This is a genomic window from Variovorax gracilis (assembly GCF_030317115.1).
Taxonomy (GTDB): domain Bacteria; phylum Pseudomonadota; class Gammaproteobacteria; order Burkholderiales; family Burkholderiaceae_C; genus Variovorax; species Variovorax gracilis.
The window spans coordinates 111,690-137,246 of record NZ_JASZYF010000009.1 but is presented as its reverse complement, the minus strand read 5'-3'; the positions used below and the strand labels follow the sequence as shown (position 1 = coordinate 137,246).

At 67.6% G+C, this 25,557-nt stretch carries 22 protein-coding genes; 9 read left to right on the top strand and 13 right to left on the bottom strand.

Going from position 1 to position 25,557, the window contains the following annotated elements:
* Window positions 1-135: 135 nt before the first annotated feature.
* From hpaI to QTH97_RS18955, 4 genes are read right to left on the bottom strand one after another with little or no spacing between them, the layout of a single operon-like run.
* Window positions 136-936, bottom strand: a complete 801-nt coding sequence (hpaI, locus tag QTH97_RS18970; RefSeq protein ID WP_286569984.1) for a 4-hydroxy-2-oxoheptanedioate aldolase — start codon at window positions 934-936, stop codon at window positions 136-138.
* Between the two features lie 14 nt (window positions 937-950).
* Window positions 951-2,420, bottom strand: a complete 1,470-nt coding sequence (locus QTH97_RS18965) for an NAD-dependent succinate-semialdehyde dehydrogenase (RefSeq protein ID WP_286569982.1) — start codon at window positions 2,418-2,420, stop codon at window positions 951-953.
* A 27-nt stretch (window positions 2,421-2,447) separates the two neighbouring features.
* Entirely contained in the window at window positions 2,448-3,998 is a 1,551-nt protein-coding gene (locus QTH97_RS18960) for a UxaA family hydrolase (RefSeq protein WP_286569981.1), read from the bottom strand.
* Between the two features lie 22 nt (window positions 3,999-4,020).
* Window positions 4,021-5,004 carry a Bug family tripartite tricarboxylate transporter substrate binding protein gene (locus tag QTH97_RS18955; protein WP_286569979.1) on the bottom strand — a complete coding sequence of 328 codons (984 nt, stop codon included), beginning with the start codon at window positions 5,002-5,004 and terminating at the stop codon, window positions 4,021-4,023.
* A gap of 233 nt (window positions 5,005-5,237) precedes the next feature.
* Between QTH97_RS18955 and QTH97_RS18950 the strand changes: the two genes are divergently transcribed.
* Complete coding sequence (locus QTH97_RS18950) at window positions 5,238-6,188, top strand: IS110 family RNA-guided transposase (RefSeq protein ID WP_286569978.1); 951 nt, start codon at window positions 5,238-5,240, stop codon at window positions 6,186-6,188.
* A gap of 114 nt (window positions 6,189-6,302) precedes the next feature.
* Complete coding sequence (locus QTH97_RS18945) at window positions 6,303-7,244, top strand: LysR substrate-binding domain-containing protein (protein ID WP_286569976.1); 942 nt, start codon at window positions 6,303-6,305, stop codon at window positions 7,242-7,244.
* Between the two features lie 21 nt (window positions 7,245-7,265).
* On the opposite strand, the gene QTH97_RS18940 is transcribed toward QTH97_RS18945, so the two are convergent.
* From QTH97_RS18940 to QTH97_RS18920, 5 genes are all read right to left on the bottom strand, one after another.
* Window positions 7,266-9,002 (bottom strand): bifunctional protein-serine/threonine kinase/phosphatase, encoded by a 1,737-nt coding sequence (locus QTH97_RS18940; protein ID WP_286569974.1) that lies wholly within the window; start codon window positions 9,000-9,002, stop codon window positions 7,266-7,268.
* Between the two features lie 8 nt (window positions 9,003-9,010).
* Window positions 9,011-9,823, bottom strand: coding sequence for a formate/nitrite transporter family protein (locus tag QTH97_RS18935; protein WP_286569972.1), 813 nt, complete (start codon window positions 9,821-9,823; stop codon window positions 9,011-9,013).
* 61 nt (window positions 9,824-9,884) lie between these two features.
* Complete coding sequence (nirD, locus tag QTH97_RS18930) at window positions 9,885-10,226, bottom strand: nitrite reductase small subunit NirD (protein ID WP_286569971.1); 342 nt, start codon at window positions 10,224-10,226, stop codon at window positions 9,885-9,887.
* A 19-nt stretch (window positions 10,227-10,245) separates the two neighbouring features.
* A complete protein-coding gene (nirB, locus tag QTH97_RS18925) occupies window positions 10,246-12,777 on the bottom strand; it encodes a nitrite reductase large subunit NirB (protein ID WP_286569970.1) in 2,532 nt (843 codons plus the stop codon).
* Between the two features lie 364 nt (window positions 12,778-13,141).
* Window positions 13,142-14,137: a Bug family tripartite tricarboxylate transporter substrate binding protein gene (locus tag QTH97_RS18920; RefSeq protein ID WP_286569969.1), complete on the bottom strand. Its 996-nt coding sequence runs from the start codon at window positions 14,135-14,137 to the stop codon at window positions 13,142-13,144.
* A 149-nt stretch (window positions 14,138-14,286) separates the two neighbouring features.
* Between QTH97_RS18920 and QTH97_RS18915 the strand changes: the two genes are divergently transcribed.
* The 5 genes from QTH97_RS18915 to QTH97_RS18895 are packed head-to-tail and all read left to right on the top strand — an operon-like array spanning window position 14,287 to window position 19,238.
* The gene (locus QTH97_RS18915) at window positions 14,287-15,219 is read left to right on the top strand and encodes a dihydrodipicolinate synthase family protein (protein ID WP_286569968.1); all 933 of its coding nucleotides are present in this window, start codon (window positions 14,287-14,289) and stop codon (window positions 15,217-15,219) included.
* Complete coding sequence (locus tag QTH97_RS18910) at window positions 15,216-16,079, top strand: HpcH/HpaI aldolase/citrate lyase family protein (RefSeq protein ID WP_286569967.1); 864 nt, start codon at window positions 15,216-15,218, stop codon at window positions 16,077-16,079. The genes QTH97_RS18915 and QTH97_RS18910 overlap by 4 nt, the downstream gene beginning before the upstream one ends.
* On the top strand, window positions 16,076-17,251 hold the full coding sequence (locus tag QTH97_RS18905) for a CoA transferase (RefSeq protein ID WP_286569966.1): 1,176 nt from the start codon (window positions 16,076-16,078) through the stop codon (window positions 17,249-17,251). Before QTH97_RS18910 ends, QTH97_RS18905 begins: the two co-directional genes overlap by 4 nt.
* A complete protein-coding gene (locus QTH97_RS18900) occupies window positions 17,251-18,378 on the top strand; it encodes an NAD(P)/FAD-dependent oxidoreductase (RefSeq protein WP_286569965.1) in 1,128 nt (375 codons plus the stop codon). Before QTH97_RS18905 ends, QTH97_RS18900 begins: the two co-directional genes overlap by 1 nt.
* Window positions 18,375-19,238 (top strand): amidohydrolase family protein, encoded by an 864-nt coding sequence (locus QTH97_RS18895; RefSeq protein ID WP_286569962.1) that lies wholly within the window; start codon window positions 18,375-18,377, stop codon window positions 19,236-19,238. The genes QTH97_RS18900 and QTH97_RS18895 overlap by 4 nt, the downstream gene beginning before the upstream one ends.
* Here the strand turns inward: QTH97_RS18895 and QTH97_RS18890 are convergent.
* Window positions 19,226-20,110 carry a LysR family transcriptional regulator gene (locus QTH97_RS18890; protein ID WP_286569961.1) on the bottom strand — a complete coding sequence of 295 codons (885 nt, stop codon included), beginning with the start codon at window positions 20,108-20,110 and terminating at the stop codon, window positions 19,226-19,228. The genes QTH97_RS18895 and QTH97_RS18890 overlap by 13 nt on opposite strands.
* A 77-nt stretch (window positions 20,111-20,187) precedes the next feature.
* Between QTH97_RS18890 and QTH97_RS18885 the strand changes: the two genes are divergently transcribed.
* Complete coding sequence (locus QTH97_RS18885; protein ID WP_286569960.1) at window positions 20,188-21,171, top strand: tripartite tricarboxylate transporter substrate binding protein; 984 nt, start codon at window positions 20,188-20,190, stop codon at window positions 21,169-21,171.
* 13 nt (window positions 21,172-21,184) lie between these two features.
* Here the strand turns inward: QTH97_RS18885 and QTH97_RS18880 are convergent, their stop codons facing one another.
* Both QTH97_RS18880 and QTH97_RS18875 read right to left on the bottom strand, forming a co-directional pair.
* Window positions 21,185-22,036, bottom strand: coding sequence for a hypothetical protein (locus QTH97_RS18880; RefSeq protein ID WP_286569959.1), 852 nt, complete (start codon window positions 22,034-22,036; stop codon window positions 21,185-21,187).
* Between the two features lie 168 nt (window positions 22,037-22,204).
* Window positions 22,205-23,716 carry an arylsulfatase gene (locus QTH97_RS18875; RefSeq protein ID WP_286569958.1) on the bottom strand — a complete coding sequence of 504 codons (1,512 nt, stop codon included), beginning with the start codon at window positions 23,714-23,716 and terminating at the stop codon, window positions 22,205-22,207.
* A gap of 230 nt (window positions 23,717-23,946) precedes the next feature.
* Here QTH97_RS18875 and QTH97_RS18870 point away from each other — a divergent pair, with 230 nt between their 5' ends.
* The gene (locus tag QTH97_RS18870; RefSeq protein WP_286569956.1) at window positions 23,947-24,174 is read left to right on the top strand and encodes a hypothetical protein; all 228 of its coding nucleotides are present in this window, start codon (window positions 23,947-23,949) and stop codon (window positions 24,172-24,174) included.
* 21 nt (window positions 24,175-24,195) lie between these two features.
* On the opposite strand, the gene QTH97_RS18865 is transcribed toward QTH97_RS18870, so the two are convergent.
* A complete protein-coding gene (locus QTH97_RS18865) occupies window positions 24,196-25,443 on the bottom strand; it encodes an MFS transporter (protein ID WP_286569954.1) in 1,248 nt (415 codons plus the stop codon).
* Between the last annotated feature and the right edge of the window lie 114 nt (window positions 25,444-25,557).

The following is a 25,557-nucleotide window of genomic DNA, read 5'->3' as shown; positions in this document are numbered from 1 at the left end:
AAGATTCTGGGGGTGAGTTGGGATCGCTTCGAGTATGCCGCGAAGCGAACGGCGCCCTCCGGGGCAATCGCAACAATCTTCTTCGTGAACCGGTGGCGCTGCGCGGTCCAGCGGAGCCTCCGTCGACCCTCCCCCTCAGTAGGCCGATGCGCCCGCAGCGCTCATGGCGCTCTCGGTGCCCAGCCCGAATTCACCTGCCAGCCTGCGCGCACCCTGCGCAAGCAACGTGACGTCGATGCCGACTGCCACGAAGGTGGCGCCGAGCGCGAGGTACTTGCGGGCCTGAGCGACGTCTGCCGTCAGGGTGCCCGCCGCCTTGCCGCTCGCCACGATGGTTCGGATGGCCTTGTCGATCGCGGCCTGGACTTCAGGGTGACCCGGCGCGCCGCGGTGGCCCATCGATGCGGCGAGGTCTGCCGGTCCGATGAAGACGCCGTGCACGCCGTCCACGGCGCAGATCGCTTCGAGGTTGCCCAGCGCTGTCGAGGTCTCGGCCTGCACCAGCAGGCAGACCTCGTCATTGGCGGCGCCCAGGTAGTCGCGCCGCGCGCCCCAGCGCGAGGCCCGGGCCACGGCAGCGCCGACGCCGCGCACGCCCTCCGGCGGATAGCGGGTGGCCGCCACCAATGCCCTCGCCTGTTCAGCCGTGTCGACCATGGGCACCAGCAGGTTCTGCGCGCCGATGTCGAGCAACTGCTTGATCAGCGCGGTGTCCCCGGTCACGGCCCGCACCACGGGCTGGCCGGGATAGGCAGCCACCGCCTGCAACTGCGCCAGCGTGCTGCGAACGTCGTTGGGTGCATGCTCGCCGTCGATCAGCAGCCACTGGAAGCCGGCTGTCGCGCAGACTTCCGCGCTGTAGGGCTGGGCCATGGACAGCCAGAGGCCGATCTGCGGCTGCCGGGCAGCCAGTGCGTGCTTGAAGGGATTGTTCATCGTGTGGCCCGGGTTCAATCCAATCCGCCCTGGCACACATACTTGGTGTGCAGGTAATCGTCCAGGCCGTGGACCGAGCCCTCGCGGCCATAGCCCGACTCTTTCACGCCGCCGAAGGGAGCGGCCTCGGCCGCCAGCGCGCCCTCGTTGATGCCGACGATGCCCGACTCCAGCGCATCGGCGACGCGCCAGATGCGACGCACGTCCTGCGAGTAGAAGTAGGCGGCCAGCCCGAAGGGCGTGTCGTTCGCCTGCGTGATCACATCGTCCTCGGAATCGAAGCGCGTGATCGGCGCCACGGGTCCGAAGGTCTCCTCGCAGGCGCAGGCCATCGTCGCGTCGGCGTTCACGAGCACGGTGGGTGCGAAGTAGTTGGGCCCCAGCGCGGCGAGGCGCTTGCCGCCGGTGACGACGCGCGCGCCACGCTCGACCGCATCGCGCACGTGGCGCTCGATCTTCTCGACCGCGCGGGCATTGATCATCGGCCCGATCTGCGAGGCCGGATCGGTGGCGGGCCCCACCTTCAGCCGCGCGACGCGCGTGCCGAGCTTTTCGGCGAAGAGGTCGTGCACGCTCGTGTGGACGAACACGCGGTTGGGGCACACGCAAGTCTGTCCGCCGTTTCGGAACTTGGCGGCCATCAGCCCTTCGACCGCGGCGTCGAGATCGGCATCCTCGAACACGATGAAAGGCGCATTGCCGCCCAGCTCCAGCGAGAGCTTCTTGAGCGTGTCCGCCGAACGCCGAGCCAGGTGCTTGCCCACCGGCGTGGAGCCGGTGAAGGTGATCTTGCGCACGCGCGGGTCGTCGAGCCAGACGTCCACCACCTCGGGCGTGCGTTCGCGCGAGGCGGTGACGATGTTCAGCACGCCGGGCGGAACACCGGCCTGCTCGGCCAGCGCGACCAGGGCCAGCGAGGTCAGCGGCGTGTCCTCGGCCGGCTTGCAGACCACCGTGCAGCCCGCCGCCAGGGCGGGCGCGATCTTGCGCGCGATCATCGCCGCCGGAAAGTTCCACGGGGTGATCGCGGCGACCACGCCCACCGGCTCTTTCAGCGCGAACATCCGGCGCCCCGGCACGGGCGCAGGAATGAGGTCGCCGTTGGCGCGCGTTGCCTCCTCGGCGAACCACTCGATGTAGCTGGCTGCATAGGCGATCTCGCCCTTCCCTTCCGCCAGCGGCTTGCCTTGCTCGCGCGAGACCAGCTTGCCCAGGTCGTCCTGGTGGGTCATCACGAGGTCGTTCCAGCGCTTGATGATCTGCGCGCGCTGCTTGGCGGGCACCTTGCGCCAGTCGGCGAACGCGACGTGCGCGGCATCGACCGCGGCGCGCGCCTCGTCGGCACCGCTGTCGGGTACCCGCGCGATCAGGCCTCCCGTGGCGGGGTCGGTCACGTCCAGGGTGCGGCCGGTCGCGGCGCGCCATTCGCCGGCAATGAAGTTGGCACTGCGCAGCAGGCCGGGCTGGGATAGGGTAAGAGGCATGGCTTCGGAAGTAAGGAGGGGTTGAGCTCAGCTCACGATACCCATGTGCCATGGCACGAACTCGTGATCGCCGAGGCCCAGCAGTTCGCTCTTGGTCGGCTCGCCCGATGCCGCGCGCAGGATGTGCTGGAAGATGCGCTCGCCCATCTGCTGCACGTCGAGTTCGCCGTCCAGGATCAGGCCGCAGTTGATGTCCATGTCGTCTTCCAGACGGGTGAACATCGCCGTGTTGCTGGCGAGCTTGATGGTGGGCGATGGCTTGGAGCCGAACATCGAGCCCCGTCCGGTCGTGAAGCAGATGAGGTTCGCGCCGCTGGCGATCTGGCCGGTCGAGGCCACCGGGTCGTAGCCGGGAGAGTCCATGAAGACGAAGCCGGCCTTGTCGATCGGCTCCGCATATTCGTACACCGCCTGCAGCGGCGTGGTGCCGCCCTTCATCGCCGATCCGAGCGACTTCTCGAAGATGTTCGCCAGCCCGCCGGCCTGGTTGCCCGGGCCCACGACACCATTGAACTGGCCGTTGTGGCCGCGCGTGTATTCCTCCCACCAGGCGAGCCGGTCGAGCAGCTTCTGCCCCACCGCCGGGCTCACGGCGCGGCGCGTCAGCATGAACTCCACGCCGTGGATCTCGGGCGTCTCCGACAGGATCGCCGTGCCACCGTGGCGCACCAGGATGTCCATCGCCGCGCCGAGCGCGGGATTGGCGGTGATGCCGGAAAAGCCGTCGGAGCCGCCGCATTCCAGTCCGATCTTCAGGTGCGCGGCGCTGACCGGCTGTCGCTTCACGTCGTTGGCCGCGGGCAGCATCGCCTCGATGGCCCTGATGCCTTCGGCGATGGTGGCACGGGTGCCGCCGGTGTCCTGCATCACGAAGGTCCGCACGTTCGGGCCGGGCACGAGGCCCTGGGACTCGACGAGATCGGCCACCTGGTTGCGTTCGCAGCCGAGGCCGACGATCAGCACCGCGGCCAGGTTCGGATGGCGCGCATAGCCGGCAATGGTCCGGCGCAGCACGTCGAAATGCTCGCTGGGCGACGACATGCCGCAACCACTGCTCTGGGCGAAGGCCACGACGCCGTCGACGTTCGGGTACGGCGCCAGCCGCTCGGGCGTGAAGTGGGCGGCGATCTGCTTGATCACCGTGGCCGAGCAGTTCACCGACGAGATCAGGCCGATGAAGTTGCGCGTGGCGACGCTGCCGTCGGGGCGCACGATGCCCATGAAGGTGGCGCGCTCGGCCTCGGGCACGTAGTCGACCGGGCGCACGTCCTCGCAGAACCCCGGGTCGCGATCGAAATCGACCAGTTCGAGGTTGTGCGTGTGCACGTGCTCGCCGGCCTCGATGTCGCGCATCGCCGCACCGATCACGGTGTCGTACTTGCGCACCTTCTCGCCGGCGGCAATGCGGCATGCCGCGATCTTGTGGCCTGCGGGCACCTGCGCACGCATGCGCAGGCCGAACTCCGGCAAGGCCTGGCCCAGCGCGATCGGCGCACGGGCGACCAGCACGTTGTCGTTGTCGTGCAGCCGGATCAGCGGCGAGACGCCGGCGACGGAAGGGATGGCAACTGCGCTCATTCGGATCTCCTGGCGCTGGGCCTCAGTTCTTGCTCATCAGTTCCTTGAGCTTGAGCCTCTCGATGAGGTCCTTCTCCTTGGCCACGCTGGCGCTCACGTATTTCTCGTAGTCCGGCGCGTCCAGGTACATCAGCGGCGCATCGATCCGGGCGCAGGCGGCGGTGAACTCGGGGCTGGCCGCCGCGACCTTGAAGGCGGCGCGCAGCCGGGCCGTGACGTCCGCAGGCAGGCCCTTCGGCGCACCGATGCCGTTGGGCGCATCGACCACGACGTTGTAGCCGGACTCGCGCAGCGTCGGGGTGTCCTTGAACTCCGCCGTGCGCTGCTCGCCCCACGTGGCCAGCAGCCGCAGCTTGCCCGATTTGACGTGCGGCGCCCACGAGCTGGAATCCGCCAGCACGTCGACGTGGCCGCCCATCAGCGCCTGCAGCGCTTCCGAGCCACCCTTGAAGGGAATCGCATTGAACTTCACGCCCGCGGCGATGGCGAACTCCTCCATGCCGACATGGGTCGCGCCGCCCAGGCCTGCGGTGCCGTAGGTGATCTTGTCGGGCTGGGCCTTGGCATCGGCCACCAGTTCCTTCAGCGTCCTCCACGGCGCCTCGGCGCGCACCGCGATGCCGAAGGTCTGGCCCGAAACGCGCGCGATGTAGCTCAGGTCCTTGAGCGGATCGACCTGCACCATGCCGAGTTGGGAGAAGCGCGTGACCGAGATGGGGATCTGGCCGATCGTGTAGCCGTCCGGCCTGGCGCTCGCGAGCGCCTTGAGGCCGATCATCCCGGAGGCCCCGGCCTTGTTGTCCACCACGACCGACTGCCCCAGTTCCTTGGCGGCCGCGGCGCACAGCGCTCGCATCGTCACGTCCGCCGTGCCGCCGGCGGGCCAGGGGCAGATGAAGGTGATGGGACGATCGGGGTAGCCGGCCGCGAAGGCGTGTGTCGTCGCCAATGGGAGGATGGCCGCGCCGAGGCTGCCCAGCATGAACTGGCGACGATTGGATCGCATGGGGTCTTGTCTCCTTATATCTTTCAAATAATTCAAACTTCAGTGGTCGATGAGCAGGCAAGCGCGTCGATCAGTGAACGGGTTGACTCGCCACCGCGTAGCCTGGGTCTCCTGCGAGCCCGAGCTCGAACTTCAGCACAGGGCGCGCGGTGGTGGTCTCTTTGTTCTGCTGCATCCCGAATGGTTGAACGAACACATTTCGTATTCATAAGGCTGGGAGCCGGAGAACCGCTATGAGTGAACCTGTCTACGTGGGCATCGATGTCGCCAAGGCCAGCTTCGAGGTGGCTGTTAGCGGCGAGGCGCAAACCTTGAGTCTGGGCAATGACGAGGCGGGCCACGCTGAGCTGTGCCAGGTGCTGGTGCCGCTGGCGCCGCGCCTGATCCTGCTGGAGGCCACGGGCGGCCATGAGCGGCTCCTGGCGCTCGCGCTGGCTGCGGCGGGCCTGCGTGTGTCGGTCATCAACCCGCGCCAGGCACGCGACTTTGCGCGCTGCATGGGCAAGTTGGCCAAGACCGATCGCATCGACGCGCAGGTGTTGCGTGGCTTCGCTGCTTTGCTGGACGCGCAGGGTCACGAGCCGCGTGCACTGCTCGATGAGCAGCAGCGCGAACTTACCGCGCTGGTAACGCGTCGACGCCAATTGGTCGCCATGCTGGTGGCCGAGCGCCAGCGCCTCGCGCTGGCCCACCCGAAGGCCAAGGCCAGCATCCTGGCGATCATGGATGCGATCGCCGCCCAGCTCCACGACGTGGACGGGCAACTGCGCGAACATGTACAGGCTCACCACGCCGACCTGGCCAAACTGCTGACCTCCGTCAAAGGCGTTGGCCCCACGACCGCCAGCACGCTGCTGGCGCAACTGCCCGAACTCGGCCACCTCAACCGCAAGCAGATCACCTCGCTGGTAGGCCTGGCGCCAATGAACCGAGACTCGGGCACTCTGCGCGGCCAGCGCCATATCTTCGGCGGGCGCGCCGATGTGCGTCGCGTGCTCTACGTCGCTGCGCTCGTCGGCACGCGCTTCAATCCGGTGCTCAAAGCCTTCTACGCAAAGCTGCTGGCCGCCGGCAAACCCAAGAAGGTCGCCCTCGTGGCCTGTATGCACAAGCTGCTGATCATCCTGAACGCCATCGCTCGCACCAAGTCGCCTTGGAGCCACGAGATTGCGGGCATTGCTTGAGTTAGTCATTCAAGATGGTTGCTGATTTCTTCGTGGAAGCCCGATTGTTCAAGTGTTCAACATGACAATCCAATGAGAATTGGGACTCTCTTCTTTCCGTTTGGGTTATGAACCATGCCTGACATCGATCGCGTGCTCCGGTCCAACCTCAAGCTGCGGCATCTGCAGTTGCTGGTGGCGCTCGACGAGTTCCGCCATCTGGGCCGCGCCGCCGAATTCCTCTCGGTCACCCAGCCGGCCGTCTCGAAGACGCTGGTGGAGATCGAGCGCATGTTCGACCTCCCTCTGTTCATGCGCTCGACGCGCGGCACCGAGCCCACCGCATACGGCACGGCGGTGGTGCGTTTCGCGCGATCGGTGCTGGCCGACTACGGCCGCACGCGCGACGAAATCGCCGCCGTGGCGAGCGGCGCGGCGGGCCGGACGAGCGTCGGTGCCATGGTCGTCGCCACGCCTTCGCTCCTGATGCGGGCCGTCGCATTGCTGAAGGAGCGCTCGAAACAGACCACCGTCATGATCGAGGAAGGCGACCTGACGCGCCTGCTGCCGCGCCTGCGCGTCGGCGAGCTGGACCTCTTCGTCGGGCGCCTCGAACCCGGATACGCGGCGCCGGACCTGAGCACCGAAGCCCTGTATGCCGAGCCCATGTGCGTGGTGGTTCGACCCGACCATGAACTGGCCTCCGCCGCCAGGCCGAGCTGGCGCCAGCTCGGCCAGCTGCCCTGGGTGATGCCGCCGCCCTGGGCGTCGTCACGCATGAAACTGGAACAGATGTTCTACAAGCACCGGCTGCTGCCGCCGGTGGATATCGTAGAGACGGCCTCGTTCCTGGTCACGCTGAGCTGCATCCGCGAGCGCTCGGCCGTCGGTTTCCTGGCGCTCGGCGTCGCCCGGCATTTCGAGCGCGAGGGGCTCGTCAAGGCGCTCAGGCTGCCGGTGCCGATCGAGCTGCCGCCGGTGGGGATGATCACGATGCAGGGGCGCAAGCCGACGCCGGCGACCGAGCAATTGATGCAGTGCCTGCGCACGGGCGCCGCCGAGCGGCCCCGACGCTGACGCAGGACCCGCTTCGCCCGGTCACCGACCGATGACGCGCAGCCCCACCAGCAGCACCACGGCACCAGCCAGCAGCACGGTGGTGTACTGCCAGAAGAGCACGGGATGCCGTTCGATCAGCGGCGGCAGCCTCGGCCGCATGAACTCGTGGCCCGGCGCCCGAAGGTCATGCACGAACTCGGACACCGCCTCCTGCCGCTTGGCCGGGTCCGGGTGCAGCGCCTTCTGCAGTACGGCGTCGACCCACTCGGGCAGATCGGGCCGATAGTGGCGCGCCGGCACATAACGCAGCCGGTTCGCGTCCGCGCTGGACCGGACCCGCGACACATGAAGGCCGTAGGGCAACTGCTTCGTGAGCATCTGGTAAGCCATGACCGCCAGCGAGAACAGGTCGGAACGTGCACTGCCGCCCTGGCCGGCGAAGTACTCCGGCGCCGTGTACTGCAGGGTGCCTTCGATGGCGAGTGCGCGGTTGCCTCGCGCGCTGTCGGCCAGCCCTGCCACGTGGGTCGATGCCAGATCGATGATCTTGACGGTGTCCGTGCGGTCGATCATCACGTTCTCGGGGCGGATGTCCTGGTGCAGCATCTCCTTGCCGTGCAGGGCGTGCAGGCCCTTCGCCAGCTGCTCGACGATGCCGCGCACGCTGTCCAGCGCAGGCGCGGGGTGGTCGATCATCCATTGCGCCAGCGTCTGTCCATCGACGTATTCCATGGCGACATAGAGGTGCCCGCGCGTCCGGTCGATCGGGCTCGCCTTGAGCACATGGATGCTGTCGACGCGCCGCGCCACCCATTCTTCAAGGACGAAGCGGTCCAGATAGTCGGGGTCGTCGCGCAGGTCGACCGAAGGCAGCTTCAACACCACCTGCTGCCCGCTCGCCTCGTCGATGGCCAGGTGCACATGGCTGCGCGAGCTGACTTGCAGATCGCGCACGACCGTGAAGCCCTCGAACCTGGCCCGCGGCGCCAGCGGGGGCGCGATCGCCAGGGCCTCGCGCTGCAACTGCAACTGCGCCGCATCCGCCGGCGGGAGCTGATCGATGCGCAGGAGTTGCACGGTGCTGTCGTCGTCGCTGCCCTTCGCATGTGCCGCAGCGGCAAGCAAGCGGGCGGCCTCGTCGAAGTCGTCGCCACACCGGGCGATCGCTTCGTGGACGGCTTCGGCGTCGAGGTACGCGTAGGCGCCGTCGGTGGCCAGCAGGTAGACCTCGCCGACCTCTGCCTCCCAGCAGCGATAGTCGATCTCCACGTGGGGGCCCGCGCCAAGTGCGCGGCCCAGGTACGACTCGACCGATGAGAGATGGATGCGGTGGTCTTCCGTGAGTTGTTCCAGCGCGTTGGGATGCAGGCGGAGGACCCGCGCGTCTCCGACATGCAGCAGATGCACGTCCCGGCCCTTGAGAATCAGCGCGCTGAAGGTGCACACATAGCCGCTGTCCTTGTCGAAGCGCGCGTCGCTGCGCATCGTCTGGGCATGCAGCCACGAGTTGGTGGCGCCGAGCACCCGCTGGGCCGAGCGTCGCACCGACCAGGCATCGGAAGTCGCGTAGTAGTCGTCGAGAAAGCCGCGCACCGCCGCGGCGCTCGCCACCTGGCTCACGCGGCTGGAGCCGATCCCGTCGGCGAGCGCGACCGCGATGCCCTTGGCGCTGCGCAGCGCGCCCTCCGGCAGCATCGCACCGTGGAAGTCCTGGTTCACACCATGTGGCCCGGCCAGCGAATGCTGGCCGAGCGTCACGCGCAACGCCTTCTGCAAGCTGCCGCTCAGCTCAGGGCGCGCTTGGGCGCCGTCTTGTAATGGGTCGAGTACAGCGTCAGGCCGACGAAGGTCAGGCCGCCGACCAGGTTGCCCAGCACCGTCGGGATCTCGTTCCAGATGAGGTAGTCCATCAAGGTGAACTTGCCGCCCAGCAGCAGGCCGGTGGGGAACAGGAACATGTTGACGATCGAATGCTCGAAGCCCATGTAGAAGAAGATCATCACGGGCATCCACATGCCGATCGCCTTGCCGGACACCGTGGTCGACATCATCGCGGCGACCACGCCGGTGGACACCATCCAGTTGCACATCACGCCGCGGATGAACAGCGTCAGCATGCCGGCCGCGCCGTGAGCGGCATAGCCCAGCGTGCGGCCTTCGCCGATATGGCCCAGCTTCTCGCCGATGGCATTGGGCGCTTCGCTGAAGCCGAAGGTGAAGATGACCGCCATGAACACCGCCACCGTCAGGGCGCCCGCGAAGTTGCCGACGAACACCAGCCCCCAGTTGCGAAAGCAGCCGCGCCAGGTGGCGCCGGGGCGCTTGTCCAGCACGGCCAGCGGCACCAGCGTGAAGACACCGGTCAGCAGGTCGAAGCCCATCAGGTACAGCATGATGAAGCCGACCGGGAAGAGCATGGCGCCGACCAGCGCGTTGCCCGTGTTGACGCTGACGCTGACCGCGAAGGCCGCCGCCAGCGCCAGGATGGCACCGGCCATGTAGGAGCGGATCAGCGTGTCGCGGGTGGACATCAGGAGCTTGGATTCGCCGGCGTCGACCATCTTGGTGACGAACTCGGCAGGTGCCAGATAGGCCATGGGAATTCCTTGGGAACTTGAAGAAGTAGTGATTGGTTGGGTTGGAGGCTTGGCGATGGGATCAGGCAAGCGCGACGAGCACGCGGCCCTCCTGCACGCGCACGGCATGCGCCCGCACCGAGTGCTCGGGCGCTTCCAGGCATTCGCCGTTGCGCAGGTCGAAGTGGTTCTTGTAGAGCGGCGAGGCAACGACGATGCGGTCGCCCAGGCTGCCGACCAGTCCGCGAGAGAGCACACTGGCCCCCGCCTTGGGGTCGACGTTGTCGATGGCGTAGAGGTCCTGCTCTTGGCCGACGCGGAAGATCGCGACATGCACGCCATCGACGAGGGCGCACACGCCGGTGTTGGGCAGGATGTCGCTGGCGGCGCACACGGCGGTCCAGCTCGAAGCTTCTGTGGTCATGTGGAATGTCCTCCGGGTTTCAGACGCTGGCGACGTCGGTGTCGGCTTCGGCGCGTTCTTCCGCACGCGCGGGGCGGCGCTGGCCGCGCTCCTCCACGAACACGATGTGCTCGTCCGGCTTCTCGCTGTTGACGAAGGAGCGGAATCGCTGCCGCGTGACGGGGTCGTTCACGGCGGTCTTCCACTCGCACTGGTAGGTGTCGACCACGTGCTGCATCTGGGCTTCGAGCTCCGCGCCGAGGCCGAGGGTGTCCTGGACGAGCACGCCCTTCAGGTAGTCCAGGCCGCCCTCCAGGCTCTCGCGCCAGGTGCTGGTGCGCTGCAGGCGGTCCGCCGTGCGCACATAGAACATCAGGAAGCGGTCGATCAGCCGGATCAGGCCTGACTTGTCGAGGTCCGTGGCGATCAGCTCGGCGTGGCGCGGCTTCATGCCGCCGTTGCCGCACACGTAGAGGTTCCAGCCCTTGTCCGTGGCGATGATGCCCACGTCCTTGCCCTGCGCCTCGGCACATTCGCGGGTGCAGCCCGAGACGCCGAACTTGATCTTGTGCGGTGCGCGCAAACCCTTGTAGCGGTTCTCCAGTTCGACGGCGAGGCCCACGCTGTCGTCCACGCCGTAGCGGCACCAGGTCGACCCCACGCAGCTCTTCACGGTGCGCAGCGACTTGCCGTAGGCGTGGCCGGATTCGAAGCCGGCGGCGATCAGCTCCTCCCAGATCGACGGCAGTTGCTCCACCCGTGCTCCGAAGAGGTCCACGCGCTGGCCGCCTGTGATCTTGGTGTAGAGGCCGTACTTCTTCGCCACCTGTCCCACGGCGATCAGCCCCTCGGGCGTGACCTCGCCTCCGGGCATGCGCGGCACCACCGAGTAGCTGCCGTCCTTCTGGATGTTGCCGAGGAAGTAGTCGTTGCTGTCCTGCAGGCCGGCCAGATTCTTCTTGAGGACGAATTCATTCCAGCACGAGGCAAAGATGCTCGCGGCCGTGGGCTTGCAGATGTCGCAGCCCAGGCCCTTGCCGTGCTTCGCCAGCAGGTCGTCGAAGCTGCGGATCTCGCCGACCCGCACCAGGTGGTACAGCTCCTGGCGCGAGTAGGGGAAGTGTTCGCAGAGATGGTTGTCGACCGCCAGCCCGCGCTTGGCCATCTCCGCCTTCATGACCTGTCCGACCAGCGGAACGCATCCGCCGCAGGTGGCGCCGGCCTTGGTGCAGGCCTTCAGTTCGGCGACGGTGCAAGCGCCCTCGCCGACCGCGGCGCAGATCTGACCCTTCGTGACGCTGTTGCACGAACAGATCTGGGCGCTGTCGGGCAGCGAGTCCACGCCAAGGCCGGGCCTGGCCTTGCCGTCGCTCGACGGCAGGATCAGGAATTCCGGATCGGCCGGCAGCGTGATGCCGTTGAGGGCCATCTGCAGCAAGGTGCCGTATTCAGCCGCGTCGCCAACGAGAACAGCGCCGAGCAGTTGCTTGCCGTCCTCGCTGACGACGATCTTCTTGTAGATCTGCTTGTGCTCGTTGATGTACTGGTAGGAGCGCGACCTCGGCGTCTTGCCGTGCGCGTCGCCGATGCTCGCCACGTCCACGCCCATGAGCTTCAGCTTCGTGCTCATGTCGGCGCCGGTGAAGGCCGCGTCGTCCTGCCCGGCAATGTGCTTCGCGGCCACGCGGGCCATGTCGTAGCCCGGTGCGACCAGGCCGAAGGTCTGCTCGTTCCACGAGGCGCATTCGCCGATCGCGTAGACGTCGCGGTCGCTGGTGCGGCAATGGCTGTCCACCGCCACGCCGCCGCGCGGGCCGACCGCCAGCACGCATTGGCGCGCCAGCTCGTCGCGGGGGCGGATGCCGGCGGAGAACACGATCATGTCGGTCTCCAGGTGCGTGCCGTCGGCGAAGACCATGCGGTGCCGGCCCGTCGCGCCGTCTGTGATCTCCAGCGTGTTGCGGCCGGTGTGCACGTGCACGCCCAGGGCCTCGATGCTGTTGCGCAGTGCGCGCCCGCCGCCCTCGTCCACCTGCACGGCCATCAGCCGCGGCGCGAACTCCACGACGTGCGTCTCCAGGCCCATGTCGCGCAGCGCCTTGGCGCATTCCAGGCCCAGCAGGCCGCCGCCGACGACCACGCCCGTCCTGGAGCGGGCGCCGCAGGCCTTCATCGCTTCGAGGTCCTCGATGGTGCGGTAGACAAAGCAGTCCGGCCGGTCGCGGCCCGGCACTGCCGGCACGAAGGGGAAGGATCCGGTGGCCAGCACGAGCTTGTCGTAGTGCACCACTTCGCCATCGGCGGTGGTGATGGTGTTGTCGCGCCGCTCGATGGCGACCGCCCGGGCGGCCAGTCTCAGCGTGTAGCCGGTGCGCTCGAAGAAGCCCGGCTCGACGAGCGACAGGTCTTCGGCGGTCTTGCCGGAAAAGAATTCGGACAGATGCACACGGTCGTAGGCGGGGCGAGGCTCCTCGCACAGCACCGTGACCTCCGCATCCGCGACGCCCAGCTCGTGGAGTTGTTCGAGGAACTTGTGGCCCACCATGCCGTGGCCAATCACTGCAATCTTCATTTCGGGTCCTGCACCCACCCGGTCTCATGACGGGAGGACAGGCCACCGGACAGGCTGCCAGTCAGCCTGTTGCAGTGAAGCCCCCGCGTGGAACGGATGCGAATCGGGTTGGAACAGCGAACCGGCAGCGTCGTTGCCTTCGGTTCGCTCGAATCCCGCCGTCATTAGCGGAGGCACCACCCCGCGGCATCAGCGCCAGGGGGCAGTGACGGAGATAGTGCAATCTCCGTGCCATGCAGATCCGGGGTCTCCTGGCCCGGTTCGGCACCGAAATCAGTCCCGATCCGGCTGCCGGGAAGATGGGCGTGCGCCGTTCTGGCGCATCGGTCTCCGCTTTGGTGCGGCGCATCAACGCCCGGGCGGCTTACTCGGGCTGGATGTCGGCAGCCTTCGCCACGCCCTTCCAGCGCTCGATCTCCGTTGCGATGAACCTGGCGAACTCATCCGGCTTCATCGGCGCCGGCTCCGCGCCTTCCTTGATGAAGAAGGCCTTCATCTCGCTCGACTGGATGTTCTTGTTGATCTCCGCATTGAGCTTGTCCACCACGGCCTGCGGCGTTCCGGCCGGTGCCAGCACGCCCCACCAGAGGTCGAGCGCGCTGCCCTTGTAGCCCGCCTCCTCCAGCGACACGAGTTCCGGCGCAACCGGCGAACGCCTGGCCGTCGTCACGGCCAGCGCACGCGCCTTGCCGCCTCGCACCTGCGTGAGGATCGAGGGCGCGCTCGCCACCAGAACGTCGATCTGCCCGCCGAGCAGGTCGGTGGTCGCCGGGCCCATGCCCTTGTAGGGGACATGGGTCATCTTGATGCCTGCAGCGCCCGCGAACAACTCGGTCGCGAAATGGTTGATGCTGCCCGCGCCCGAGGTGCCGTAGTTCAGCTTGCCGGGGCTGGCCTTGGCTGCGGCGACCAGGTCCTGGATGGTCTTGTAGGGCGAGTCCTTGTTCACGGTGACCAGCAGCGGCCCCTTGGCCAGCATGGCGACCGGCTTGAAGTCCTTGATGGCGTCGTAGTTCAGGTTGGTGCGAATCGCGGCGCCTGTGGTGAAGGTGGACGACAGCACCACCAGCGTGTAGCCGTCGGCCGGGGCGCGCGCCACCGTGGCGTTCGCAATGACGCCCCCGCCGGCCGGCTTGTTGTCGATCACGACCGGCTGGCCGAACGCATCCGACAGGCGCTTGCCGATGGCGCGCGCGAACACGTCGTTCGAGCCGCCCGCCGCGCTGCCCACGACGATCGTGATCGGCTTGGCGGGGAAGGCATCCCCCTGTGCAAAGGCGGCGGGCTGCAGCGCGAAGGCGGCGACCGCCGCGATGGCGGAGATCGCGCCGCGGCGGGGAGTGAGCAAGGAACAGGGCATGGTTGTCTCCATAGAGGAATAGGGTCTCGCCGGCCATCCTAGGGACAACGGACGGCTTCTTCGACGACGTTTTGTTAATCGATTCCCAAGTTTTTCTTGTGCTCGACGCCCGCTGGCGGAGGCACACTGCGCTTCCACAGGAGAGCATCATGCGACTGCCCAGCGACGCCCGAGGCGTCTATCCCATCGCCCCCACGCCGTTCTTCGACGACGGCCGCATCGACACCGCATCCATCGACCGCCTGACGGATTTCTACCTGCAGTGCGGCGCGACGGGCATCACCGTGCTCGGCCAGCTCGGCGAGGCGCCCAAGCTGGAGCACCAGGAGAGCGTCGAAGTCGCCAGGCAGATGATCCGCCGCGCGCCCAACCTGCCGGTGGTCGTCGGCGTCTCGGCGCCCGGCTTCGCGGCCATGCGCGCGCTCACGCAAGAAGTGATGGAACACGGCGCGGCCGGCGTGATGATCGCGCCGCCGAACACCCTGCGCACCGACGACCAGATCGTCGGCTACTACAGGCAGGCGGCCGAAGCCATCGGCGCCGACGTGCCTTTCGTGCTGCAGGACTACCCCCTCACCTTCTCGGTGCAGATCACGCCGGGCGTGATCCGCCGCATCGTCTCCGAGATTCCGTCGTGCGCAATGCTGAAGCACGAGGACTGGCCGGGGCTCGAGAAGATCTCGGCGCTCCGGGCTTTCGAGAAGGAGGGCTCGATGCGGCGCCTGCCGATACTCTGCGGCAACAACGGCCTCTTCCTCGACTACGAGATGGAGCGCGGCGCGGATGGCGCCAACACCGGCTATGCCTTCCCCGACATGCTCTGCGACGTCGTGCGGCTCTCGGCCGCAGGCCAGCGCGAGGAGGCGCACGACCTCTTCGACGCCCACCTGCCGCTGCTGCGCTACGAGCAGCAGCCGGGTGTCGGGCTGGCCGTGCGCAAGTACGTGCTGCAGCGCCGGGGCCTGCTCAGCTCCGCGGCGCAGCGCAAGCCTGCGGCGGTGCTGACACCGGCCGCGCGTGCCGAGGTCGACCACTTGCTCGGCCGCCTGGCGCGCCACGATCCGCGGGCGAAGCTGGCATGAGAAGCAAGCTCTTCGTGCCAGGGTCGCGCCCCGAACTGTTCGCCAAAGCCGTGTCGAGTGACGCCGACGGCATCTGCCTGGATCTGGAAGACGCCGTGGTCGAGGCGCGCAAGGCCGAGGCGCGCGACGCGGTGCGCGGCTTTCTTCAAGCCGGCGGCGCCACGTATGGCAAGACCTGGATCGTCCGCGTGAACGGCCTTGACACAACGCACTTCGCCGCCGATGTCGCCGCCGTCGCACAGCGCGGCGTCCACGTGATCAACCTGCCCAAGCCCGAAAGCCCGGCCGACGTTCAGGCCGCCGCCGAGGCGCTGGCCCGCGCCGAGCGCGACAACGCCGTGCGCACGCCGATCGGCCTGCTGCTCAACATCGAGACGCCCAAAGCCTTGCGCGCGGCCGCCGCGCTCGCCGCCGCGCATCCGCGCGTGGTGGGCCTGCAGATGGGCCTGGGCGATCTCTTCGAGCCGCTGGGCATCGACCGGCGCGAGGCCTCCGCCGTACGGCAGGCCATGTTCGCGGTGCGTATGGCGGCGGGCGAAGCGGGCGTCTACGCCTACGACAGCGCCTTTGCCAACGTGCGCGACGTCGATGGATTCCGCGAGGAAGCCGCGCTCTCGCGCCGCATGGGCTTCCTGGGCAAGAGCTGCATCCATCCGAGCCAGGTGGCGCTTGCGAACGAGGCCTTCCGGCCGACCGATGCCGAGATCGCGCATTCGCTGAAAGTGGTGGAGGCGGCCGATGCGGCGACGGCCGGTGGCGTGGGCGCCTATGTGGTCGATGGCCGCATGATCGACGCCCCCTTCGAGGCACGCGCCCGCGCCATCGTGGCGAGCGCACGGCGACTGGGACTGGTGCCATGAACGAATCTGCAAGCCGGTCCACGCCGGCGGCCGGCCCCCTCTCCGGCCTGCGTGTGCTTGATCTCAGCGCCTACATCGCCGGCCCCTACGGCTGCTCGCTGCTGGCGGACCAGGGCGCCGAGGTCATCAAGGTCGAGCCGCCCGCGGGCGACAACCTGCGCAAGTACCCTTCCACGCTGGAGGCCGAGAGCCGCGCTTTCCTTGGCGTGAACCGCAGCAAGCTCGGCGTGGTGCTCGACCTCAAGCAGCCCGCCGACCTCGATGCCTTGCGTGCACTGGTGCGCGGGGCCGATGTGCTGGTCCACAACTTCAGGCCCAGCGTGCCCGCGCGGCTGGGCATCGACTACGAGACGCTGAAGGCGATCAATCCGCGGCTCATCTACTGCACCGTCACCGGCTACGGCGAGGCCGGTCCGCTGAAGGACAAGGCCGGCTACGACCAGGTGCTGCAGACCATGACCGGCATGTGCGCCATGCAGGCGCAACCGGGCCAGCCGCCGCAGATCCTCTATGGTTCGGTGGTCGACTACTACGCCGCGGCGCTCGTGGCGGCCGGTGTCGCGTCGGCGCTCTACGAGCGCGAGAAGAGCGGCGTCGGCCAGCAGGTCGGCGTCTCGCTGCTGCGCTCCGCGCTCGCGATGCAGTCGGCCCGCCTGGTCTGGGCCGAGGGCGAGCCGCGCGAGGTCGGGCGCGACATGCGCTCGGGCGGCATCACCGGCATCCACCCCACGCGCGAAGGCCATCTCTACATCTCGGCGAACACGCCGCATTTCTGGCGCGCTCTCTGCGAGAAGACGGGCCTGCAGTCGCTGCTGTCGGAGCGCTACGACACCGTGCGCAAACGCGCCCGCCACCACGAGGAGATCGTGCCCCTGCTGCATGCCGCGCTGGCCTCGCATAGCGCGCTCGAATGGGAGCGCATCTTCGGCGAGGAAGTGCCGTGCGCCGCGGCGCGCACGGTGGAGGACATGTTCGACTTCCCGCAGGCGGAGGCCGAGGACATGGTCGCGACCTTCGCGCATCCGACGCTGGGCAGCTACCGCGGCTTCACGCGTGCCGTCACCTTCGGCCGCACGCACGGCCCCGAGCCCTTTGCGGCGCCGACGCTGGGCCAGCACAACGGACGGCTCGGACTCGGCGACCCGGCCGCCGGCGCAAAGGGCCCGGACTGATGGACACGATCGATTGCGCCGTCATCGGCGCTGGCGTGGTGGGGCTCGCCATTGCCCGGTCGCTCTCGATGGCCGGCCGCGAGGTGGTCATCCTCGAAGCCGAGGGTGCCTTCGGCACGCAGACCAGCGCGCGCAACTCCGAGGTGATCCATGCCGGCATTTCGTACGCGCCGGGTTCGCTGAAGGGGCGCCTGTGCGTCGCCGGCAAGGCCGCGCTCTACGACTACTGCGCCGAACTCGGCATCGGCCACCGGCGCATCGGCAAGCTCATCGTCGCGACGCAGGAATCCGAGCTGCCCGAACTGAAGCGCTACATCGAACTGGGCGCAGCGCACGGCGTGACGGACCTGCGGCTGATCGACGCCGCCGGGGCTCACGCCATGGAGCCCGAAGTGCGCTGCGTCGGCGCCCTGCATTCGCCCTCCACCGGCATCGTCGACAGCCATGGCCTGATGCTGGGCTACCTCGGCGATGCCGAGCGGCATGGCGCGACGCTGGCGCTGCGCAGCGCGGTCGTGGCGGGCGAAGCCACCGCCGACGGCGTTGTGCTGCAGGTCGGTGCGCACACGCGGGTGCGCTGCAGGAACGTGATCAACGCCGCCGGCCTCGGCGCGCAGCGGGTCGCAGGCGCCATCGCGGGCATGCCCGCCGCGCTGATCCCGCCGCTGCATTTCGCCGTCGGCCACTACTTCACGCTGGGGCGCAAATCGCCCTTCAACCACCTCGTCTATCCGACCGGCCGCGAAGGCGCATTGCGCGCGCACGTCACGATCGATCTGGGCGGGCAATGCAAGTTCGGCCCCGACCTCGACTGGCGTGACGGCGTGGACTATCACTTCGACGACTCACGGGCGCCGACTTTCCGCGAGGCGATCCGCCGCTACTACCCCGGCCTGCGCGACGACGACCTGCAGCCCGGCTACACCGGCATCCGCCCTCGCCTCGCGGGGCCGGGATCGTCGATGCACAACACGGCGACCGACTTCGTGATCCAGGACGCGAGGCAGCACGGCATCGACGGGCTGGTCAACCTCTTCGGCATCGAGTCTCCAGGGCTGACTGCGTCGCTGGCGATCGGCGAGCACGTGAAGCAGATCGTCGAGCAACAGGCAGAAGCACCCCGATGACCCCGCACGAACCAGTCCCCCACTCCACAGGCAGCACACCGCCGGCGCTGGCCGTGCCTGCGCTGGCCTGCGACTCGCACATCCACGTCTACGACACGCGCTTCCCGTCCATCGGCGACCCGGGCCGCGTGCTCGCGCAGGCCACGGCGAACGATTACCGGCGCCTTCAGGCCCGGCTCGGCACGTCGCGCACGGTGGTGGTGACGCCGACCGTCTACGGCACCGACAACAGCGTCACGCTCGATGCGATCCGGCAGCTCGGTGCGGCCGGGGCGCGCGGCGTTGCCGTGCTGCATCCGGACGTGGACGATGCCACCCTGCGCACGCTGGAGAAAGGCGGCATTCGCGGCATCCGCTTCACGCTCTTCGACGCGGCAACCGCGGTCACGCGCTTCGACATGGTGGAGCCACTCGCCCGCCGCATCGAGCCCCTCGGCTGGCACGTGCAACTGCACTGGCGCGCGGACCAGATTGCAGCGCACGCCGACCTGCTCGACCGGATTCCCTGCACGATCGTGTTCGACCACCTGGCGCGGATGCCGCATCCCGAGGGACCGGCTCACCCGGCCTTCGCCGTGGTGCGCCGCCTGCTCGATCGCGGCCGAACCTGGGTCAAGCTGTCGGCGCCCTATCTCGACGACGTGGCGGGCGCGGAAGACAGCCGGGCCCACGTGGCCGAGGCTTTGCTCGCGCACGCGCCCGAGCGGCTCGTGTGGGGCAGCGACTGGCCGCATCCCACCGAGAAGACCGTGAAGCCGGACGACGCCGCCCTGCTCGACCGCATCGGCGGCTGGGTGCACGACGCGACGCTGAGGCAGCGAGTGCTGGTCGACAACCCGCAAGCGCTCTACGGCTTCTGATGACGCCGGCGCACCGCGACCTCGAAGGCTTCCAGCAAGGCTTGCACGCGCCGGCTTTCGGAATCGGCGGGCCGGCACACCATCGCGATGTGACGCACCGGCGCGTCCTTGCCAAGCGGAATCTGCTGCATCGGATAGGCCTGCAGCACCTCCTGCCGCAGGGCCGGCACGACCGAGACGCCGAGCCCGGCGGACACCATCGCCGCCACCGCGTCGGTGCCCGGCAGATCGAAGGTGCAGCGCGTGCGCGGCGCGATGCGGTTGACGTACTGCGCCGCGATGTGGCCACCGGTGGTGACGCGGTCGAGGCGAATCCAGTTGTGCCGCCGGAGCATCTCCACGGGCGAGCCGCGACGTGCATGTGGCGGCGCGATCATCACGAAGGTCTCGGTGGCCAGCGGAAACCATGTGAGCCGGCTCGATCCGCCGGACTTCGGCCGCACCAGCACGGCAGTGTCGAGACGGCCGGCCTTCACGTCGTCGAGCAGCGCGGCGGAGACGCCGCGCGTGATCTCGAACTCCAGCGCGGGCGCCCGGTCGCGCAGCACCTGCATCGCGGTCGGCAGCAGGCTCACCTGGGCCGACTCGATGGTCCCCAGGCGGATGCGGCCCGAGACCACCGAGTCCTCGCGCAGGCGCAGCGCCTTCAGCGCATCGAGGGTCTGTTGCATCGTGCCCGCGACCTCGGCTGCGAAAGCCGTGGGCCGCACCTGCCGCGCCGAGCGGTCGAAGAGCGGCTGCCCGAAGTAGGCCTCGAGTTGCTGCATCTGCAGGCTTACCGCGCTGGCCGTGAGGTTCACTTCCTTCGCGGCTGCCGCGAACGAGCCGTGTCGAAGCACCGCAACGAGGGTCTGGAGAAACTGGAGCTTCATGAATTTTTCTTGGGCTCGGGGGCGAGCCTTGCATTCTGCAGAAGTTCTTATTGCCAACGGAACCAGAGGAGACAAGCATGACCGTGAGAGATTTTTCGCCCGCGCGGCGGCAGTTGTTGCTGGGCGGCGTCGCGCTGGCCGCGCTGCCTGCCGCGGCGCAGACCCCGGCCTTTCCATCGAAGCCCATCCGGCTCGTGGTGCCCTACGCAGCAGGCGGCGGCGCGGACGGCAACGCCCGCCTGCTGGCGCAGCCCATGTCGGCGCTGCTGGGCCAGCCCATCGTGGTGGAGAACCGGCCCGGCGCCAGCGGCATCATCGCCGCCACGGCCGTGCTGCAGGCGCCCGCCGATGGCTACACGGTGCTCTTCGACACCTTCCCCTACGCGGTGAACGCGGTGCTGCGCAAGCTGCCCTTCGACCCGGTCAAGGACCTGGTGCCTGTGTCGCAGGCGATCAACATGCCCAACATCCTCGTGGTGCCGAGCTCGGCGCCCTACAAGACCTTCAAGGAGTTCATCGACTTCGCGCGCGCCAATCCCGGCAAGCTGAGCTATGCGTCCTACGGCGCCGGCGGCTCCGCGCACCTCGCGGCCGAGATGCTCAAGCGCGACGCCGGCATCGACTGGCTGCACGTGCCCTACAAGGGCGGTGCGCCTGCGATCACCGATCTGCTGGCGGGCCAGGTCTCGGCTTACTTTGCCAACCCCGTGTCCGGCTTGAGCTATGTGCAATCAGGCCGGCTTCGGGCGCTGGCGACCACCGGCGCCAAGCGCATGGAAGCGCTGCCCGACGTTCCGACCGTGATGGAGAGCGGCTTCAAGAACTTCGAAGTTGTCGAATGGAATGGCTTCTTCGTGCCCGCGGCCACGCCACCGGCCGTGATCGAGCGCCTGTCCGCCGCCGTGAGGGACGCCACCCATCAGCCGGAGACCCGACGCCGGTTGCTGTCGATGGGCATCGAGCCCGTCGGCAATACGCCGAAGGAATTCGGCGCATTCCTGCAGTCGCAGATCGCGCGATGGGCCGCTCTGGTCAAGACCAACGGCATCACGGTCGACTGACACGGGTTGCGTGTCACGGGGCGACCGGGTTGCGCTTTTCCTCTTCGAGCCGCTGCTGCCGGCGCACGGCTTCACACTGCGGATGCGACTTGAACTCGGGCTTCACGCACTGCCTTGCCATGCACTGCGCTGCCGCGATGAAGTTCATCGCCGAGCAGGCGGCCTTGGGTTCGGGTGGTGCTACCGGCTTCGGCTTCGGCCTGGTTTCCTCGGCCAGGTCTGGAGGCGTTGCCACGGACTCGCTCGCGCCAGGCTGATGGACCTGGACGCGCGGCGGCGCCGCGGATGTTGCAGGACGAGCCCGGGGGGCGGCCGCGCGCACCGTGGCCGGACCGGCTGCAACGCTGCCGGCGCCGGGTGGAGCCGCTGCGTCCGCAATCGCGGGTGCAGCCTCCGCGCCAACGTCCGAAGCCTCGACCTTCGGTACAACGGGAGGAGCCGCTTCGGCGTGAGGATGAACGTCCTCCGCGCGCGAGGCTTCCTTCGGAGTACTGCCCGCTGGCGGAGGGTCCACCTGCGCACTGCCGGCGGTGTAGAGATACCAGCCGCCCGCACCCGCGACCATCCACCCCGCCGACCCGACGACCAGCGCGGCGATCAGGCCGGCGACGCTGATCCAAAGCCCTTTGGAGGGTGCAGCGGTTTCATGGGCGGGCCCTGCCTTGGCCGCTGGCGCTCCAGCCGGCTTCGAAAAGTGGCCTTTCAATGCCGAGGCCAGACCCGCATACGAGGTCTTGGCTGGCGCTCGCATCGTGGGAGCGAAATCGGTATCCGCGCAACCGGTCGGCAGCGAGGTGATGCACTCGATGCAGAACTTGGCAACGGACCGGTTTCGCGCCTGGCAGTTGGGGCAAATCAGGGCCATGGGCAAGACGGCCGACATTGCGCCCTGGAAACGCCCGGGAAACGATCGATGGAGGACATCCCCTAGGTTGACAGAGGCCCTCCGAATCGCCATGTGCGAAATTTCACATCGAGATACATAAGTTAACAATTGGAAGCAGGCCGCCCAGCGCGTCGCGGCCGCGCCTCTTCAATGACCACCCCCGCCCGACGCCTCGGTCATCTTGGCGATCACCTGGTCCAGGCTGAAGCTCGCGGCCTTCTGGCGCGGCGGGAATTCCTTGAAGGTCGCCAGGAACTCCGCGACGATGGCCTGCGCGGGCACCAGCAGGAAGATGTGGCGGAACATCCAGTCGTAGAAGGTGTTCGACGTGATCTGCGCGCGCTCGTACGGATCCATCCGCATGTTGAAGATGTAGGGCGTGCGCAGCACCACGAAGGGCTCCTGCCAGATCTTGAGCGTGCCGGTGACGCGCTGCTCCATGAACAGCATCTTCCAGTTGTCGTAGCGAAGCGCCGCAACATCGCCTTCGTCGGTGAAGTAGATGAAGCCGGGGCGCGGACTCTTGGGCTCCTTGCCCGACAGGTACGGAAGCAGGTTGTAGCCGTCGAGATGGACCTTGAAGGTGGTCTTGCCGACCTTGTGGCCCTTCTTGAGTTTCTCCTTGATGTCGGGCTCGCCGGCCACCGCGAGGATCGTTGGGAACCAGTCCAGGTGGCTCACGATCTCGTTCGACTCCGAACCTGCCGCGATCTTGCCGGGGAATCGCACCATGCAGGGCACGCGATACGCGCCCTCCCAGCTCGAATTCTTCTCGTTCCTGAACGGGGTCGTGCCCGCGTCGGGCCAGGTGTTCATGTGGGGGCCGTTGTCGGTGCTGTATTGCACGAACGTGTTGTCCGCGATGCCGAGCTTGTCGAGGAAATCGAGCATCTCGCCGATGCACTTGTCGTGATCGATCATCACGTCGTGGTACTCGGACTGCCAGCGGCCGGACTGGCCGCGGCTCTCGGGTTTCACGTGCGTCCATGCATGCATGTGCGAGGTGTTGAACCACACGAAGAACGGCTCGTCCGCATCATGCGCGGCCTGGATGAACTTCTTGGCCGCCGCCATGAACTCGTCGTCGCAGGTCTCCATGCGCTTCTTGGTCAGAGGGCCGGTGTTCTCGATCTTCTGCCCGCCCTTGCCGTCGGCCCAGCAATGCAGCACGCCCCGAGGTCCGTACTTCTTCTTGAACTCGGGGAAGTCCTTCACGCTCGGATAGTCCACTTCCTCGGGTTCTTCCTCCGCGTTGAGGTGATAGAGGTTGCCGAAGAACTCATCGAAACCATGCATGGTGGGCAGATGTTCATCGCGGTCGCCCAGATGGTTCTTGCCGAACTGGCCGGTGCGGTAGCCGAGCGGCTTGAGGGCTTCGGCAACCGTGATGTCCTCGGACTTGAGGCCCAGTTCGGCGCCTGGCAACCCGACCTTGGTGAGCCCGGTGCGCAGCCCGCATTGGCCGGTCAGGAACGAGGCCCGTCCTGCCGTGCAGCTCTGCTCGGCGTAGGAGTCGGTGAAGATCATGCCTTCCTTGGCGATCCGATCGATGTTGGGCGTGCGGTAGCCCATCATCCCTTTCGTGTAGCAGCTCAGGTTCGACTGGCCGATGTCGTCGCCCCACATCACCAGAATGTTCGGCTTCTTGCTCTTCGCCATGCTGTCGCTCCTTCGTGACCGGTCTTGAGGAGCAGGTGATCATCCGCAGGCCGTCGCGTGGCGCAACTAGCCTTTGGTTTAGACGCAGCAAGGCCGGGATCTCCGTCCGAAGCGGTCGCCGCGCCCGCAGCCACGTACGTGCCGTCCGTGGCTGCCGGGATTGGCCTCCCGGAACGCGAGTTCCAGAATGACGGACCAGCGGCTCGCGTGCGGCCATCGTGGAGGTTCACATGCACTTTCAATGTCGCCCCGTCGATGCGTCGTTCTTCGACACGGCGCCGTTGCAATTCAAGAACGTCGCCGACCTGGATGCATCGCCGTCCAAGGTGTTCGCCATCTTCGAGGATGGAGAGTCGTGGCCCCACTGGTTCAGCCTGGGCGGACCGTTGTCGAAGATGTACTTCGAATCGATGTTCGAGAGCGCGTGCAAGAACCTGAAGACCTACGTCAAGCAGTGATCGGGACGCCGGCGAACCTGGTCACGTTCGGCGAACAGCCCTGGGGAGAAATGCCGCCACGACCCCCAGCAGCGGCAGGTAGGCGATCGCCTCGTACACGAAGGCGATGCTGGTGCGGTCCGCGACGATGCCGAGCACCGCGGCGCCAAGCCCGCCCATGCCGAAGGCGAAACCGAAGAACAGGCCCGACACCATGCCCACCTTGCCCGGCATCAGTTCCTGCGCATAGACCAGGATCGCCGAGAAGGCCGAAGACAGCACAAGCCCGATGACGACGGTCAGCGTGGTCGTCCAGAACAGGTTGGCATGAGGCAACAGGAGCGCGAACGGCGCCACGCCCAGGATGGATACCCAGATCACCGGCTTGCGACCGATGCGATCGCCAATGGGGCCACCCAGCACGGTGCCCACGGCGGAGGCGAACAGGAAGATGAACAGGTGCAACTGCGCGCTCTGCACGGACAGGCCGAAACGCTCCATCACATAGAAGGTGTAGAAGCTGCTCAGGCCTGCCACATAGAAGTACTTGGAGAAGATCAGCACGAGCAGCACTGCGATGGCGCCGATCACCACCTTGCGCGGATACGGCGATGCGCCAGCCGCTTTCCTGCTGCTGCCGGCGGCGACGTGGTGCGTGGAATACCAACGGCTCACCTGCACCAGCAGGCCGATGCCCAGCAGGACGGCGAGCCCGAACCAGGCCACGCTGCGTTGGCCGAAAGGCACGATCACGGCTGCCGCCAACAGGGGCCCAATGGCCGTGCCCAGGTTGCCGCCCACCTGAAACACCGACTGTGCGAAGCCATGCTGCCCGCCGGAAGCCAGCCGCGCGATGCGCGACGATTCCGGGTGGAAGATGGACGACCCGATGCCGATGAATGCTGCCGCCAGCAACAGGACGCCGAAGCTCGGCGCGACGGCCAGCAACATCAGCCCGATGAGCGTGGAGAACATGCCGACAGGCAGCGAGTACGGCTGCGGACGCCGGTCGGTGAACACGCCCACGAGCGGCTGCAGCAGCGAGGCCGTGAGTTGATAGGTCAGCGTGATCAGCCCGATCTGGGTGAAGCTCAGCGAGAACTCGCCCTTCAGGATCGGGTACATCGCCAGGATCAGCGACTGCATCATGTCGTTGACCATGTGGGAGGTGCTGAGGGCCCCGAGGATGCCGAAGGCGGGCTTGGCCTTGTGGGCGGCTGCGGCTGGACTGCTTGCGGCACCGATGGGCGGGCGGCTCGCGTCCACCGTGGATGCGGCGGAAGTCGACATGGATAGCTTTCAATCCCGAATGGAAGGCCGGTGGGAAATACCCGGCGTGCCAGAATTATCGAAAGCAACGTCGCGCCTGTCTTGCGCCAATCCACCAGCAACCCTCGCGAAAAC